17 protein-coding genes, 1 other RNA gene and 1 pseudogene are annotated in these 13,342 nt (G+C 56.6%); 10 read left to right on the top strand and 9 right to left on the bottom strand.

Going from position 1 to position 13,342, the window contains the following annotated elements:
- The first annotated feature begins 117 nt into the window (after positions 1 to 117).
- The 3 genes from AC2FD9_RS05910 to AC2FD9_RS05900 all read left to right on the top strand — a co-directional run bounded on the left by AC2FD9_RS05910 (position 118) and on the right by AC2FD9_RS05900 (position 2,009).
- Entirely contained in the window at positions 118 to 753 is a 636-nt protein-coding gene (locus AC2FD9_RS05910; RefSeq protein WP_496835868.1) for a DUF1326 domain-containing protein, read from the top strand.
- 13 nt (positions 754 to 766) lie between these two features.
- On the top strand, positions 767 to 1,609 hold the full coding sequence (locus AC2FD9_RS05905) for a DUF2182 domain-containing protein (RefSeq protein WP_496835866.1): 843 nt from the start codon (positions 767 to 769) through the stop codon (positions 1,607 to 1,609).
- A 67-nt stretch (positions 1,610 to 1,676) separates the two neighbouring features.
- The gene (locus AC2FD9_RS05900) at positions 1,677 to 2,009 is read left to right on the top strand and encodes a GYD domain-containing protein (RefSeq protein ID WP_058275623.1); all 333 of its coding nucleotides are present in this window, start codon (positions 1,677 to 1,679) and stop codon (positions 2,007 to 2,009) included.
- 8 nt (positions 2,010 to 2,017) lie between these two features.
- On the opposite strand, the gene rnpB is transcribed toward AC2FD9_RS05900, so the two are convergent.
- The 5 genes from rnpB to gatC form a co-directional block, all read right to left on the bottom strand.
- Positions 2,018 to 2,417, bottom strand: an RNA gene (rnpB, locus tag AC2FD9_RS05895) — RNase P RNA component class A.
- A 51-nt stretch (positions 2,418 to 2,468) separates the two neighbouring features.
- A complete protein-coding gene (locus AC2FD9_RS05890; protein ID WP_496755117.1) occupies positions 2,469 to 3,146 on the bottom strand; it encodes an N-acetylmuramoyl-L-alanine amidase in 678 nt (225 codons plus the stop codon).
- Positions 3,130 to 3,828, bottom strand: a complete 699-nt coding sequence (locus AC2FD9_RS05885; protein WP_108859365.1) for a hypothetical protein — start codon at positions 3,826 to 3,828, stop codon at positions 3,130 to 3,132. The genes AC2FD9_RS05890 and AC2FD9_RS05885 overlap by 17 nt, the downstream gene beginning before the upstream one ends.
- 40 nt (positions 3,829 to 3,868) lie before the next feature.
- Positions 3,869 to 5,356, bottom strand: coding sequence for an Asp-tRNA(Asn)/Glu-tRNA(Gln) amidotransferase subunit GatA (gene gatA / locus AC2FD9_RS05880; protein ID WP_496835864.1), 1,488 nt, complete (start codon positions 5,354 to 5,356; stop codon positions 3,869 to 3,871).
- 3 nt (positions 5,357 to 5,359) lie between these two features.
- Entirely contained in the window at positions 5,360 to 5,647 is a 288-nt protein-coding gene (gatC, locus tag AC2FD9_RS05875; protein WP_058275619.1) for an Asp-tRNA(Asn)/Glu-tRNA(Gln) amidotransferase subunit GatC, read from the bottom strand.
- A gap of 236 nt (positions 5,648 to 5,883) precedes the next feature.
- Here gatC and AC2FD9_RS05870 point away from each other — a divergent pair, with 236 nt between their 5' ends.
- From AC2FD9_RS05870 to AC2FD9_RS05845, 6 genes are all read left to right on the top strand, one after another.
- A complete protein-coding gene (locus AC2FD9_RS05870; protein ID WP_496835862.1) occupies positions 5,884 to 6,048 on the top strand; it encodes a hypothetical protein in 165 nt (54 codons plus the stop codon).
- Between the two features lie 141 nt (positions 6,049 to 6,189).
- A complete protein-coding gene (locus tag AC2FD9_RS05865) occupies positions 6,190 to 6,753 on the top strand; it encodes a DUF4202 domain-containing protein (protein WP_496835860.1) in 564 nt (187 codons plus the stop codon).
- A 119-nt stretch (positions 6,754 to 6,872) separates the two neighbouring features.
- Complete coding sequence (locus tag AC2FD9_RS05860) at positions 6,873 to 7,073, top strand: hypothetical protein (protein ID WP_496835858.1); 201 nt, start codon at positions 6,873 to 6,875, stop codon at positions 7,071 to 7,073.
- Positions 7,070 to 7,267, top strand: coding sequence for a hypothetical protein (locus AC2FD9_RS05855; RefSeq protein ID WP_496835857.1), 198 nt, complete (start codon positions 7,070 to 7,072; stop codon positions 7,265 to 7,267). The genes AC2FD9_RS05860 and AC2FD9_RS05855 overlap by 4 nt, the downstream gene beginning before the upstream one ends.
- Before the next feature lie 342 nt (positions 7,268 to 7,609).
- Complete coding sequence (locus AC2FD9_RS05850; RefSeq protein WP_496835855.1) at positions 7,610 to 9,373, top strand: hypothetical protein; 1,764 nt, start codon at positions 7,610 to 7,612, stop codon at positions 9,371 to 9,373.
- Positions 9,374 to 9,636: 263 nt separating this feature from the next.
- Entirely contained in the window at positions 9,637 to 10,095 is a 459-nt protein-coding gene (locus AC2FD9_RS05845) for a helix-turn-helix domain-containing protein (RefSeq protein WP_496835853.1), read from the top strand.
- A 211-nt stretch (positions 10,096 to 10,306) separates the two neighbouring features.
- Here the strand turns inward: AC2FD9_RS05845 and AC2FD9_RS05840 are convergent, their stop codons facing one another.
- Positions 10,307 to 10,516 (bottom strand): hypothetical protein, encoded by a 210-nt coding sequence (locus tag AC2FD9_RS05840; RefSeq protein WP_496835851.1) that lies wholly within the window; start codon positions 10,514 to 10,516, stop codon positions 10,307 to 10,309.
- A 138-nt stretch (positions 10,517 to 10,654) separates the two neighbouring features.
- On the opposite strand from AC2FD9_RS05840, the gene AC2FD9_RS05835 reads away from it, so the two are divergent.
- The gene (locus AC2FD9_RS05835; protein ID WP_496835849.1) at positions 10,655 to 11,293 is read left to right on the top strand and encodes a DedA family protein; all 639 of its coding nucleotides are present in this window, start codon (positions 10,655 to 10,657) and stop codon (positions 11,291 to 11,293) included.
- 180 nt (positions 11,294 to 11,473) lie between these two features.
- Here AC2FD9_RS05835 and AC2FD9_RS05830 read toward each other — a convergent pair.
- The 3 genes and pseudogenes from AC2FD9_RS05830 to AC2FD9_RS05820 all read right to left on the bottom strand — a co-directional run bounded on the left by AC2FD9_RS05830 (position 11,474) and on the right by AC2FD9_RS05820 (position 13,313).
- A pseudogene (locus AC2FD9_RS05830) lies at positions 11,474 to 12,112 on the bottom strand (tyrosine-type recombinase/integrase).
- 188 nt (positions 12,113 to 12,300) lie between these two features.
- On the bottom strand, positions 12,301 to 12,549 hold the full coding sequence (locus AC2FD9_RS05825; protein WP_109310371.1) for a ParB N-terminal domain-containing protein: 249 nt from the start codon (positions 12,547 to 12,549) through the stop codon (positions 12,301 to 12,303).
- A 74-nt stretch (positions 12,550 to 12,623) separates the two neighbouring features.
- Positions 12,624 to 13,313, bottom strand: a complete 690-nt coding sequence (locus AC2FD9_RS05820) for a hypothetical protein (protein WP_496835847.1) — start codon at positions 13,311 to 13,313, stop codon at positions 12,624 to 12,626.
- Positions 13,314 to 13,342: the final 29 nt, after the last annotated feature.

Here is a 13,342-nt window from a genome sequence, read left to right as displayed (position 1 = left end):
TACCGCGCCATCAACAATCCAAAGAAGCCAATTTTCGGCTCGATCTTCGAGGCTCCATGAACAGGCAAGCAACCGTGCAAGCAGGGTTTGCACGATTGATTTTGTTTAGGGGGCATCATGACTGAATGGACCATTAAGGGCGAAGAGCTGGCCAACTGTAACTGCAACTTCGGTTGTCCTTGCCAGTTCAGCGTACTTCCGACACATGGCAATTGCGAGGCCGTCGTCGTATTCGACATCGAAAGCGGTCACTACGGGGACACAGATCTGGCGGGCGTAAGGGCGGCTGGGGTGTACTATTGGCCTGGCCCGATCCATGAGGGCAACGGTCAGATGCAACTGATCATAGATGCCAGCGCCAGCGCCGATCAGCGCGCGGCCCTGCAAGCCATCATGACCGGTGAAGATACCGATGAAATGGCAACCTTCTGGTATGTCTATAGCGCCATGGCTCCGACCAAACATGAAACGCTTTTCGTTCCGATCGAGCTGAACTGGAACCGCGACGAGCGCACCGGGTTTGCAAAGGTGAACGGCATCTTCGATGTCGAAGTCAGCCCGATTCCGCATATCGTTTCGGGTGCGGCGCACCGGGCGTCAATTCAGTTGCCAAACGGGTTCGAATACCGGCACGCCGAAGCTGCCTCGGGCTCTGCCAAGACTCATGGCGGCGAAATTAGCCTGACCTTTGACGCGACGCACGCTCATCTGGCCCACCTGAACATTTCGGGCCACGGTGTCCTGGGCGCCTGATCCGGGGGTCATCATGACATCCCATCCCACACCGCCCCGCACTGGGGCGGTAGAGTGGCTTATGCGGCGTGAGCGGGTCATCGTGCTGTTCGGTGTGTCGCTGATTGTTCTGTTTGCAGCCTGGTACACCATCGCCGGGATCGGCATGAACATGACGGCCAGCGAAATGACCAATATGGCGGGTCCGATCGGAGAACCCATGCACATGGGCGAAGCGCCCAGTTGGGGCGTGCAATACGTAATCCTGATTTTTCTGATGTGGTGGGTCATGATGATCGCGATGATGACCCCCAGCGCTGCACCTGCAGTCTTGCTGTATTCGGCGATAAAGCGTGCGGGACCCGAACGTGACAAGGCCGCGCAGTTCAGCTTTTGCTTTCTCGCAGGCTACCTGATCGCCTGGGCTATATTCAGCCTTGCCGCGACGGGGTTGCAATGGGGGCTGGAAAGCATCGGGCTGTCCGATGGTCCAATGATGACAATCCGGTCCAAAACATTTGCTGGCTGCGTCCTGATTACGGCAGGCGCGTATCAGTTGTCGGACCTCAAGTCCGCCTGTCTGCGGCATTGTCAAAGCCCTGCCCGATTCATCGCCGATCATCACAAACCCGGCGCATATGGTGCGTTCCGAATTGGTGCTTTGCATGGGCTGTACTGTCTGGGCTGTTGCTGGGCTTTGATGGCGCTGCTGTTCGTCGGCGGGATCATGAACCTGTACTGGATTGCCGGAATCGCGGTCTACGTCGCATTGGAAAAGCTTCTGCCGGGTGCACGATGGTTGCCCACCCTGACCGGTCTTGGGCTAATCGCAGTGGGTTTCTGGATCGTCCTGGACGCCCTTATGAGCATTTTTTAGTCCCGTTTTCAGGCCGCGGAACAGGCCAATTTCAGCGTTCCAAACCATTGAAACAAGGAGAAGACTTATGCCTATTTTCATAACTTACGCGACCTACTCGCAGGATGGCGTCAAAGGAATGCTGAAGAAGCCTGCAGACCGCACGGCGGCCGTCCGGGCGTTGTTGAAAAAAGTCGGCGGCAAGCTTTTGGCTTTTTACATGACGACCGGCGAAAATGACGTGGTGGTCGTAAGCGAAGTTCCGGATGGCACTGACGCAGTAGCAATTGGAATGGCCGTTGCGGCCTCGGGTGCAGTATCAAACGTTGAAACAGTACGCGCCTGGAAGGCGAAGGACTTTGCCGCCATTACAAAGAAGGCCGCCAAGCTGACCGGGGCTTACACGCCGCCCGGTAAGTGAACAGAGTTATGCGCGGAGGGCCTGTAAGCCGGATCTTGTTCCGGGGTTGCCCCCTTCGATGACCATTCCTCTAGGCCGCGCATTGCTGCGCGGCTCAAGCTGCCAACCCGGTCCCTCTTGGCCAGGACGTGCCTAGCGGCGGTATCGGCTTACGCCGACCTGCCCGCGCGGGGACCCTATTTGGCATTGCTCCCGGTGGGGCTTGCCGTGCCGCCCCTGTTGCCAGCGGCGCGGTGGGCTCTTACCCCACCGTTTCACCCTTACCTCGGACCGAAGTCCGGGGCGGTCTGATTTCTGTGGCGCTTTCCGTCGGGTTGCCCCGCCCGGGCGTTACCCGGCACCGTTGTCTTGTGGAGTCCGGACTTTCCTCTCGGGCCTTGCGGCCCCAGCGGCCATCCGGCCCTCCGCGCAAGCGGTGGGTATGCCTTGTGACAGGCTGCGTCAAGAGTGCAGCGCGGATCAGGATCGGGCGGTCATCGGTACGAGATCAGCACTCTGCAACGGCCCTGTAGCCCAAGGACGATATCGCAGACGAACGGCGGATAGCAAAGTTTCGTCGTCTACGTCAGCGCTGAAGCCGGCGGATTGTGCCAGAATTCGAAACTGATCCATCGGCGCATCTAGCGGGCCATCGTTTTGTCCGCGCGGCGCGGCCAGTTTGTTGCGCTCGAGCCGCAGCCAGTCAAATCGCGGTCCGGGATCAAATTTGCGTCCGGGTGCCATGTCGGAATGACCGATCACACCGTATGGTCGAATGCTCCAGCGATGCATGATCTGAGGCAACAACTGTTCCAGCCTGCGCATTTGCAGGTCTGAAAATGGGTGCCTGCCAGTGTTGTCCAGCTCGATGCCAATCGAACGGGAGTTGATATCCTTCTGACCGCTCCATTCTCCGGCCCCGGCATGCCACGCGCGGTCCTCTTCTCGCACCATGTGCCAGAGCGTCCCGTCGCCCCCAATCAGGTAATGCGCCGAAACTTCGTGGACAGGGTCACACAACCTGTCCAGCGCCTCTTGCGCGCTGTTCATCGCCGTATAGTGCAAAACGATCAGGGACGGCTTCAGCCCGTCCCTGCGTGGTCCGTAGTTAGGCGAAGCGTGCCAGATTGGCGCTTGTGGATCAGTTGTTGACGGCACTGCGGAATGCACTTGGATCCCAGCCACATGCGTACCCATCCCCATCCGGGTCCAGACCGTTGCGATCACGCTGCGGGCCGCCGTTGGCCAGAAACTCGATCTGAGCTTGGTCAGGCGACGGGAACTTGGCGCAATTCCGCTGCGCCTTGGCCTCAAGATTGAAACCAGCGCGGCTGTAAAGCTGTGTACCAACTGGATTCGATGTGCTTAAAGCGTATTGCACGATGTTAGGCTGGCCGTCCGATCCGCGCTGCGGAACAGCAGTTGGGGTGACGACTTCGTAGGTCTGGCGGTTCTGTTGAATCAGGGCCGCGTCGTTTTCGATCGTGCGACGTCCTGATACAGCCGCGAAATCCTGTTCGTCGGAGATCGCATTGTTACTGGCGGCAGACAGCGGGACTTGCGTCAACGTGCTTTGCCCCGACGTGTTGGCCAATGCAGCCGCCGTTGCCGACGCGATATCAGCGTTATCCCCGGTTGGGGTGCTGCCGGGTGCGCCCAGTTGTTGTTCTGACACTTCAGCAGGGCCGGTCAATGGGTTGCCGGTGTAGCCCGGCCCGGCCAGCGCGGCCTCGCGCTGTGCCTGATATTGAGGCGTGTTAAATCCAGTACCCTGGACCGGGGCCACCGTGTTGCAGGCGGCCACAAGTCCGATTGCGGGGATCAGAAGCGTAAAGCGCATTCAGCTGCTCCGTTTTAGCTGGTCTTGCCTGATCCGAGGATTACCACCATTTGCCCGGCTTGGCCACAAATCCGGCGGCACTTTCCAACGCATAAGCTGTGTTCAGCAAATCGCCTTCTTCCCACGGGCGGCCGATCAGCTGCAGACCCAGCGGCAATCCCTGTTGGTCCAAACCTGCGGGAACTGAGATACCGGGCAAACCGGCAAGGTTCACTGTCACGGTAAAGACGTCGTTGAGGTACATCTGCACCGGGTCCGCCTCGGTCATCTCGCCCAGACCAAAGGACGCCGACGGGGTAGCAGGCGTCAGGATTGCGTCGATCCCTGCGGCGAAGACATCTTCGAAGTCTTTCTTGATCAGTGTCCGCACCTTACGGGCGCGGTTATAATATGCATCGTAAAACCCTGCCGACAGAACATAGGTGCCGATCATGACCCGGCGCTGTACTTCGTGGCCAAAGCCTTCGGCGCGGGTTTTTTCGTACATCTCGGTGATGCCGTCGCCCTGTGCCAGCTGCGCGCGGCGGCCATAGCGGACACCGTCGTAGCGGGCGAGGTTCGAGGACGCCTCGGCCGGTGCAATCACGTAGTATGCGGGCAGCGCATACTTGGTGTGCGGCAGCGAAATGTCGACGATCTCGGCGCCTGCTGCTTTCAGCATCTCGGCGCCTTCGGCCCACAGCTTTTCGATCTCGGCAGGCATGCCTTCCATGCGGTATTCTTTGGGGATACCGATCTTCTTGCCTTTGATATCGCCGGTCAGCATCGTCTCAAAATTCGGCACGGCCAGTTCGGTGCTGGTCGAATCCTTGGGGTCGTGACCACACATCGTCTCGAGCATGATCGCAGCGTCGCGCACGTTCTTGGTCATCGGCCCGGCTTGATCCAATGAAGAAGCAAACGCAACGATGCCCCAGCGCGAGCAACGACCATAGGTCGGCTTGATGCCAGTAATGCCAACAAATGCAGCAGGCTGGCGGATCGAGCCGCCGGTATCGGTGCCGGTGGCGGCCAGACAAAGATCGGCCGCGACGGCCGAGGCCGACCCACCGGACGATCCACCGGGTGTCAGTTGCGCATCGTCATTGCCGCGGCGCCACGGGCTGACCGCGTTGCCGTACACGGAAGTTTCGTTAGACGAGCCCATGGCGAATTCGTCCATGTTCAGCTTGCCCAGCATAACCGCGCCTGCGTCTGCCAGCTGCAGAGACACAGTAGATTCGTATTCGGGCTTGAAACCTTCGAGGATTTTAGAAGCCGCCTGCGAGGGTACGCCTTTGGTGCAAAACAGATCCTTGATGCCAATTGGCAGGCCGCACATCGACGGCGCATCGCCTGCTTTGATCCGCTCATCCGCCGCCTTGGCGCGTTCCAGCGCGATTTCGGGCGTCTTATGTACAAAAGCGTTCAGCGCGTCGGCGTCATCGATCGCCTTCAGGCAGGATTCGGTCAGCTCGACAGAGGTTACGTCGCCAGCGCGCAGTGCGTCGCGCGCTTCGGCCAGGCCCAGTTTGTTCAGATCGCTCATGTCTTACTCCACAACTTTGGGAACAGCGAAGAACCCTTCGCGCGCATCAGGGGCATTGGCCAGAACCTTGTCTTGCTGGTTGCCGTCAGTGACCACATCCTCGCGGCGTTTCAGGCGCATCGGCTCGACCGAAACCATCGGTTCGACACCTTCGACATCAACCTCGTTGAGTTGTTCGATGAAGCCAAGGATGGTGTTGAATTCGGATGCCAGCGCAGGCAGCGCGTCATCCTCGACCTTGATCCGGGCCAGTTTGGCCACCTTGGCGGCGTTGCTTTGGTCAATCGACATCGGATATCCTCATATGCGTTAGGGGGCATTTACCTGTCTGGTCGCCGGGTCGCAAGACCGCCAAGGCGCTGATCCACCCTTGAGCGCATGGCAAAGGTCCATAAATCCTGTCCGATCATTCATTTCTGAATACCCCTAAGTAAAAAATGAACCAATTAGTTCACTTCACATCTTGAAATACTGAACTGAACTGTTCATTTCATATAGCACGGCACAGCCTTATATGGAGAAAAACGATGAAAACGTTCATGACTGCCTTTGTACTGGCCACTACGGTTCTTGCTGCGCAAGCTCAGGCGGGCGCTTTTGGCCCAAGCATGGACACCCTGACCCGCAGCCTGGTTTTCCCCGATCAGGTGTCGGAACCTGTCACTCAGGATCAGAACAAACCGGGCAAGTAATTTAGCCCGCAAAAACCGGGTTGGGTCCAAATGCCCCGGCCCGGCAATTGCCTGCTGCGTTCCGCGCGGCGTATCGCTACGGTGGTCCACAAGTAACCCGCCGGCCTGCCCTGCAGACCCGGCAAGCCAACGGAGCGGAAGATGGACGCGCGCAAGCAAGCTGTTCTGGACGCAATTGATGCGGCCAACTCACACGACCCCAACCTCGAAGACGGCCAGCCCACTGAACTGCTTTATGGTCAGCGCATGAGCGCCGAGTTGGACAGGTTGTTCCCGGACGCCTCTGACCCGTTGCAGATTGCAGCGCGGGGTCAGCATGTGGAGCGGTGGAAACTGGCGCGCAGTAAATTCCCCGAAGGTCGCGCTGGATATCTGGCCTGGCGCAAGGCGCAGGGCGTCCACCACGCCGAGGTCGTGATGGGGCTTATGGAGCAGAACAGCTACTCTTCCGATGATGTGGAATCTGCCGGTCGGATGCTGCGCAAACAGGGCATCAAGCGTGACGACGAGGTGCAGGCGCTGGAGGATGTGATCTGTTTCGTTTTCCTTAAATGGTATTTCGCACCGTTCGCCGAAAAGCACTCGGCCGAGAAAATCCAAAGCATCGTCGAGAAAACCGCGCGCAAGATGTCGGATCAAGGCCGCGCACGCGTGCTGTCTGAATTTGACCTGCCCGCAGAACTGGCCGCAGCGTTTCAGACCTGAGTCGCGCGGGTCAGGTGCCTGCGATACACCTCGATCATCTGACGTCACGTCAGGCTAAATGCCCAGGTTGAAAGACGGAACCGGGTCACCCGGAACCGTCTAACAATCAGGTAACAACCATGAGTGACATAAATGGCCGAACAGTCGGGGTAAAACTGAACCCGGCCCAGCATGAACTGATGAAAAGGGCGTCCGACGCGACGGGCGTCCACATGGCAACCAAGATGCGCGAACTGGGTCTCGCATGGGCCACTCAGCAGCTTGATACATCCTACCAACTCAACACCATCGCCAAGCAGTCCGGCGCGGCTGACGCATGACCCGAGAACACCTGCAACGGCTTTTTGCCTACGCCCATCTGAACGATGACCTGAAACCGACAAGTCGGGCTTTTACCGACCTCGCAATGGCCTTGCACCGGGACCTGCCCAAAACAGTGGAAACGACCATCGTCATACGCAAGCTGCTAGAGGCGAAGGACGCCGCCGTGCGCGCGAAGGTCATGGGCGAGTGAGGATAGCAACTGATCACAACGGCTTAAACACGACCAGCCCTGACACCACGTCAGGTCTGGTTAGATTTCAATAAGTTAAGGTGGTTCATCCTCGCCAAATCACTCGATTTTGGGTAGGATTTCAGAAGGCGACCGGGGAAAATCAAGACGGCACGAACGGACGCTCCAAAAAGGAAACAGGGGTCCGCTGGACACGAACCCCTGCACCAAAAAAGTATGTAGTCAGATGGCCATTCAGAACGTCGTCAGTCTACCCAATAAGCTGCAGTCGTTCAAGCGGTCCCGAATATACGCGAGTGCCGAGACGTGGCCGATGAAAAAAAAGATGTGTTCGGAAGTGTAATGACGGACGAGGAAATCGCTCGCATCGAACAAAAGATGAAGGCAAAAGGATCAAAGCCCAACGGGGCTGACATTGCTGCCGACGCCGAGGAAGAAAAGGCGCGCAAGGAAAACTGGGAACTCCGACAAATCCCAAACGCCCCAACGGTGCAGGTCTACCTCAGCCACCCGTGGCGTCTGATACAAAACACGGTCATCAGTGGGCTGGCCGAGCAAAACAAACTCTATTCCTACGCCGGTCATATCGGCAAAGTCGTCACTCGCGCCTTACCCCCGATCTTGCAATTCCGGCGAAACGACGAGGGCGAACTGGTCCAGCGCACCCGGAACCTGACCGCCACCCATATCGTCCGACCCACCGACGCACACCAGATTTTAAGCGACATAGAATGCGTGGCTGAATTTGTCCGACAAGATAAAAAGGGCAACGTTCACCCGTCCCGCCCAACACGGGAAATCGCCGCAAACATTCTGGCAACTGGCGGCACGGCACCGTGCGGCGTCACCCTTCCTGCCCTGAATACAGTGATCGACCACCCGGTCATCGCCCAAAACGGCGACCTGATCACAAGCCGAAACGAATACGACCCGACCACCGGGATTTTCTACGCCATCAACGACCGTATAAAACTGACCGAGTTTGACCACGTCGAAAGCGCGTGGGTGGTTCTGGTCGCATGGCTAGGCGAAATAGAGTGGGCCAGTCACAGCGATTTCAGACGGGCCATCGCTTTTGCCCTCACCCTCATGACCCGCAAAATGCTTTTCGGTGGCGACCCGTCGCCGGTGTTCTTTTTCACCGCGTCCCTCTCATCATCGGGAAAGACGATGGTTGTCCGCGCCATTCACAGATTGATCACGGGCCGCGACGTTCCGATCACACCTTGGCCGACGAAAGAGGAAGAATTTGAGAAAACACTGGCGGCGGTCATCATGACCGGGTGTCCCGTCGTTCTGTTCGACAACGTGCCACGCGGGGAAACGGTCAAACGCTCGCAGCTTGAGGGATACAGCACAGCCGGTGTCTACAGGCCGCGCACGCTGGGCCGACATGAGGTCTCGGTCACGCCCACGTCGACCGTGCCGGTCCTGACCGGAAACAATATCTCGCCGGGTGGCGACCTGCCGAACCGGGTCGTGGAATGCCGGATCGAACCCACGACCGACAGCCCAGCCACCCGCGAATACAATGTCGACATATTTGCCGAAGCCGAAGCCAACCGATCAAACTTGATCAGTGCCCTCTATCGCATCTGGCAGGAGGGGCAAAAGCAGGACGTGCCCACCGTCAAAGGCCGGTTTCCCGGATGGACAAAACACGTCGGCACAGCTGTCCAGATCGGGCATGACGAACCACTGTTCGAAAACTGGCACGAAAGCGCAGAGGGCGAAGGTCACAAGGACGACGAAGTCATCGCCCTGTGCGAGCGTATGAAAGACGTCATGGCGCAGGCCCAAATGGGCAATTCAGAGGTCAAACTGGTCGGCGCAAACTACGGCATGACATACAGCGAACTGATCAAGTATTGCCCAACAGAACTCGCCGCCCTGATTTACGTCGAGACAGAAGAAGGCGAGAGCGATCAACAGGCATTGACCCGGATGGGAGCGAGGAATTTGGCCCAAAAAATTAAGTCACTACTCGGTCATCCAGCCCTGACAGAAAACGGCGTGTGGAAACTAAGCAAGAAAAGGGTCGGCACACGCGCAAAGAGTAGAAGGCCCATTAATGGCATCCAGAACGTGTGGATCGAAAAGACATGATCGCCGCAGCGCAGCGAGAAAAAAGTGAAAACGACCGATTTGCACCCCTGTGCACCCCTGTGCACCCATGGTTGCAACGGCACCTTCTGGGCTTCTCGGCCCTGACAAAACGAGAGGGAAAGACATGACCCGCAATCGCCACGTGACCCCGATTTTAGCCCCGTGTGTGCTTCAAACGCAGTCAGGTGCCAGGATGACGCCCAAAACCGTTTACCGAAGCCGACGCGCGCGCCTTGGGCTTCCCCAATCCGAAGGATTGAGCAATGCCACCAAAACAAAAACGCGGCAAACAAAACGCGTGGAAACCGAACGACCGCGACCGCGCGCTGATCGTTCAGCAAGCGGCAAACGGAATGACCCAAGCACTCATCGCCCGACATCACGGCATCGACCCCAAGACGCTGCGAAAGTTGTGCCGGGTCGAACTGGACGAAGGCAAAGAACTTCACGAAGGCATCCTGCTGGGTCGCATGGCCCAACTAGGCTATCAGGACGCCCACCCGTCAACCGCATTCAACGCCGTGCGCTGGCAACTCAACGCAATTCATGGTTACCGGGACGGCGAAGAGCCACCGCTGGACGACGAGAACCGCGAGGAAGAACGCAGGGCCGCAAACGAGGAACTTGACGCCAAGCTGGCCCCGTACCTGCAGATTGACGCCGAGGCCAAAGCCGCCAAGACGAACAGCAAGGGCAACACGAAGCAACTACCAGCCGAGTGAACCCATAATCGCGATTATGTCTACTACTTTCCCGTGCTAACGCATGGCCTTTTTTGGGCCTCACAATGATGACGTCAGTTGAGGAGGGTGTGGGTAGTGAAGAAACCGCCCCAGCTGCAGAAACGGAAGCAACAACTGCTACGGAATAAGCGCCCCTCTGGACCTTAAGGGCGTGTTATGGCGTAGCGAGCGTCCGAACCAGACCAATGTGTCAATAGTAGTAGTGACGATAGAAAAAAGGGTCCTGCGGGAAGTCAGCGTATTGGCCGGTTTCTCGAAGGTCTTTTGCTACTTGGGCATCGACCTCCCTTTGCTTCTTACGCGCGTGTTCCTTTCTTTTACGTCTCGCAAGCCTTTTTTCTGGCGAGACGAAGAGGGCGCGCAGAAAGCTCATGCGAGTTTCCTTGTCTGTAAAAGCCATTTTAGTTCCTCCCGCGGTCCGCAGTGAATCCATGACTTTTAGCTGGTACCTAAAAGTTTTCTCTTCTCTTCTAAATCATTAAGAAAAGTACATCGAACCAACCGCTTTGGGATCGTTTCGGTAGGCCCGGGTTTTCAGATGCATTACATCGCAGACAACTTCGAAAGTCTTATTGAGAACTACGGGCTTTTCGTACTTTTCCCTACGATTTTCTTTGAGACCTTTGGACTGCCTCTTCCTGGAGAAAGCGCCTTAGTGGCTACATCGGTGCTTGCAGCAAAAGGAACTCTGAACATTTTCGCGGTTGCAGCAGTTGCCAGTCTTGCGGCCATAGCCGGCGACAATGTTGCTTATCTGTTTGGGCGAAGGTATGGCCGCGCTATCATCCTGGCGTATGGATCGCGTTTTGGCATTACCGAGACGAAGTACGAGACCGTGGAACGCGCGACAAACAAGTATGGTGCTTATGTAGTTGCCTGCGCGCGCTTTTTTGTATTGCTGCGGCAGTTAAACGGATTGGTCGCCGGGTCAGCTAATATGCCATGGGTAAAGTTCTTTTTGGCAAATGTTGCGGGCTCTGTGCTGTGGGTGGTGTTCTGGACATCTATTGCATACCAGTTCGGACATCGCGTCTCGCTACTACCAGATGTCCTGCTTCATGTTTTACTGATGGGTGCAGTCTTGGTTCCTATAGCTTTGGTGCTGATGTTTGTGTTTGGTCGTAGGGCTCTACTAAAACGAAAAGCAATGGCAAAGAAACAACCTGGAGCAAGTTGAGCGCAACTGGCTTGCGGCATTTGTTTGGGTTGAAGCGGCAACATGTCCCGCTTTTAGGACCTCCGTCCGTCTTCCAGCTTCGCTCGCGCAGCGAATACCTCCTTTGACGGGCCGCGCCGCAGCGACGAAACCCACCGATCAACGGCGGCTAAGGGCCGCCAAAGAAAGCGGCCTTAGTAATCAGATTTCAATGGTCTCTGCAATGGCAAGTGCATCCTCAAGCTCAACACCGAGATACCGAGATACCGAACGGTACTGTCCATCTTTGTATGCCCGAGTAAGAGTTGCAGCGCGCAGATTGCCCGTCTTCTTGTAAATTTGGGTGACCTTGGTACGCCGCATTGAATACGTTCCGTACGCGCTTGCCTCAAGGCCAATGGATGTGACCCAATCACGGACGATCCTCGCATACTGGCGTGTTGAAATGTGCAAGCGCTCATGGAAGCGGCCAGGCCAAAGATACTCCGAGCCAACCATGAGTTCATCCACCATCCACTTTTCGACTGAAGCACGCGTGCCCTCGGAAATCTCGAAGCGGACTGGTTTCTGAGTTTTGCTTTGCAGGACGGAGGCGCGCTCTTTGATCTGTCCCGATGCCATCACGTTGACGACTTTCATCCTCACAAGATCACAGCCGCGAAGTTTGCTGTCGATTGCCATATTGAACAGCGCGAGGTCGCGATGGTTTTCGGCCAGTTCAAGTCTAACTCGGATCGCCCAGACGTGCTTTGGCTTCAGCGGTCTTTTCTGGCCAACGATACGTCCTTTGTTCCAGGCTGAGCGAAGCGCGCGAATGGCCGGTAAGTTTGGTTTTTCCATGACTGATTCTCCGATCCGCCATGCCCTCCCAAAGCGACAACCCGACGTTGACGAGGCACCATATCAGAGGATTTCTGCGCTGCCTCCGAGGTCTGCAAAGAGCCCTTAGCCGCCGTTCAGTAGACATTGGATTGCTGCAACCGCACACGGATGGTTTGGGCCGGGAGGCTGCCGGTTCCAAAGAACTGTCAGTGTAGCCTGGCACGTACTAGGTAGGCTTCAATTGTGTCACCACCGAGGGCGCGAATGGCCTCCAATCGGTGGAGACCTTCGATCAGCACGAACCTCTTGTTGTCGGCGCGCAATTGGATCGGAGTACTCTGGCCGTTCCTCAATATATCCTTGGCAAGCGTCAGAACTTTGTTTTGATCAAGTGTTTTTGCACGCTTTACAGGTACGTAGATCAATTCGAGCGGGTATGGTCTTTTCACCAGCATAAGCTACCCGTGCAACCTTTCGTGCATTTGGTCCCGTTCGGGTTTCCCTTTGAAAGCGCGCGCTGGTACGTACATCAAAGTACCGAACGAACGGCGTAGTGCAGTTCCTCATGCATGATCCAAGTCGCTGGCTTATCGTCACTTTCGTTATGAGAGAGGGCCACGATTTGTGCAGCACTATCATTCTGTTCCGATACGGTTTCGGGAAGATCGAGGTCCAGATACTCCGCGATCAACAGCCCTGCTTTTTTGAAGGCCTTGATGGATGTCTCGCGCGATTTGTAACCAGCAGCCTGAGATAGTTGACCAACAGTCAGGCCTTTCTTCCCAGCGATTGAGAGTGCTCTGAGCATAGTGATCTGAGCCGGTGTAAACCTGACTTGGCGCAAGGCTTCTGTGTATTCCCGTTCGCTGGGAACAAGCGTGCCGGAATTTCCTTCCAAACGACGTTGATCGCAGCGCTTCTTATCACGTTCTTCAAGAATTTCTTTCAACGCCTCAATAGCCATTGCCGGAGTCTCACCAATAGCGTCGGCAATCATGGCTTGTGTCTTGGCAGGTGGCTTGGGGAACGCCCGCGCAACGCTGTTGCCGCTCAAAATACCCGCTTTTATTAAGTACCTTCCGAACTCTTCTTCAATAACTCCAGATACGTCAGCATTTCGCGATTTTCGAACACTTCGGTCCTGAAATTCTCGCTGTTCCCGACCAAGAACTGACGCTTTTGCGTTTTGAAGACTGACTTGAGGGGCTCTATTGCGCATCAGAGGAACACCACCACAACAACCGCCGC

This window comes from Ruegeria sp. YTSC230 (genome assembly GCF_059609665.1).
The sequence above is the reverse complement of the archived record's forward strand: the minus strand, read 5'-3'. Positions and strand labels throughout refer to the sequence as shown.

Excerpts from the sequence above, each read along its gene's own strand:
- AC2FD9_RS05910 (WP_496835868.1), top strand. The coding sequence starts at position 118 with ATGACTGAATGGACCATTAAGGGCGAAGAGCTGGCCAACTGTAACTGC.
- AC2FD9_RS05905 (WP_496835866.1), top strand. The coding sequence starts at position 767 with ATGACATCCCATCCCACACCGCCCCGCACTGGGGCGGTAGAGTGGCTT.
- AC2FD9_RS05900 (WP_058275623.1), top strand. The coding sequence starts at position 1,677 with ATGCCTATTTTCATAACTTACGCGACCTACTCGCAGGATGGCGTCAAA.
- AC2FD9_RS05885 (WP_108859365.1), bottom strand. The coding sequence starts at position 3,828 with ATGCGCTTTACGCTTCTGATCCCCGCAATCGGACTTGTGGCCGCCTGC.
- gatA (WP_496835864.1), bottom strand. The coding sequence starts at position 5,356 with ATGAGCGATCTGAACAAACTGGGCCTGGCCGAAGCGCGCGACGCACTG.
- gatC (WP_058275619.1), bottom strand. The coding sequence starts at position 5,647 with ATGTCGATTGACCAAAGCAACGCCGCCAAGGTGGCCAAACTGGCCCGG.
- AC2FD9_RS05870 (WP_496835862.1), top strand. The coding sequence starts at position 5,884 with ATGAAAACGTTCATGACTGCCTTTGTACTGGCCACTACGGTTCTTGCT.
- AC2FD9_RS05865 (WP_496835860.1), top strand. The coding sequence starts at position 6,190 with ATGGACGCGCGCAAGCAAGCTGTTCTGGACGCAATTGATGCGGCCAAC.
- AC2FD9_RS05860 (WP_496835858.1), top strand. The coding sequence starts at position 6,873 with ATGAGTGACATAAATGGCCGAACAGTCGGGGTAAAACTGAACCCGGCC.
- AC2FD9_RS05855 (WP_496835857.1), top strand. The coding sequence starts at position 7,070 with ATGACCCGAGAACACCTGCAACGGCTTTTTGCCTACGCCCATCTGAAC.
- AC2FD9_RS05850 (WP_496835855.1), top strand. The coding sequence starts at position 7,610 with ATGACGGACGAGGAAATCGCTCGCATCGAACAAAAGATGAAGGCAAAA.
- AC2FD9_RS05845 (WP_496835853.1), top strand. The coding sequence starts at position 9,637 with ATGCCACCAAAACAAAAACGCGGCAAACAAAACGCGTGGAAACCGAAC.
- AC2FD9_RS05840 (WP_496835851.1), bottom strand. The coding sequence starts at position 10,516 with ATGGCTTTTACAGACAAGGAAACTCGCATGAGCTTTCTGCGCGCCCTC.
- AC2FD9_RS05835 (WP_496835849.1), top strand. The coding sequence starts at position 10,655 with ATGCATTACATCGCAGACAACTTCGAAAGTCTTATTGAGAACTACGGG.
- AC2FD9_RS05825 (WP_109310371.1), bottom strand. The coding sequence starts at position 12,549 with ATGCTGGTGAAAAGACCATACCCGCTCGAATTGATCTACGTACCTGTA.
- AC2FD9_RS05820 (WP_496835847.1), bottom strand. The coding sequence starts at position 13,313 with ATGCGCAATAGAGCCCCTCAAGTCAGTCTTCAAAACGCAAAAGCGTCA.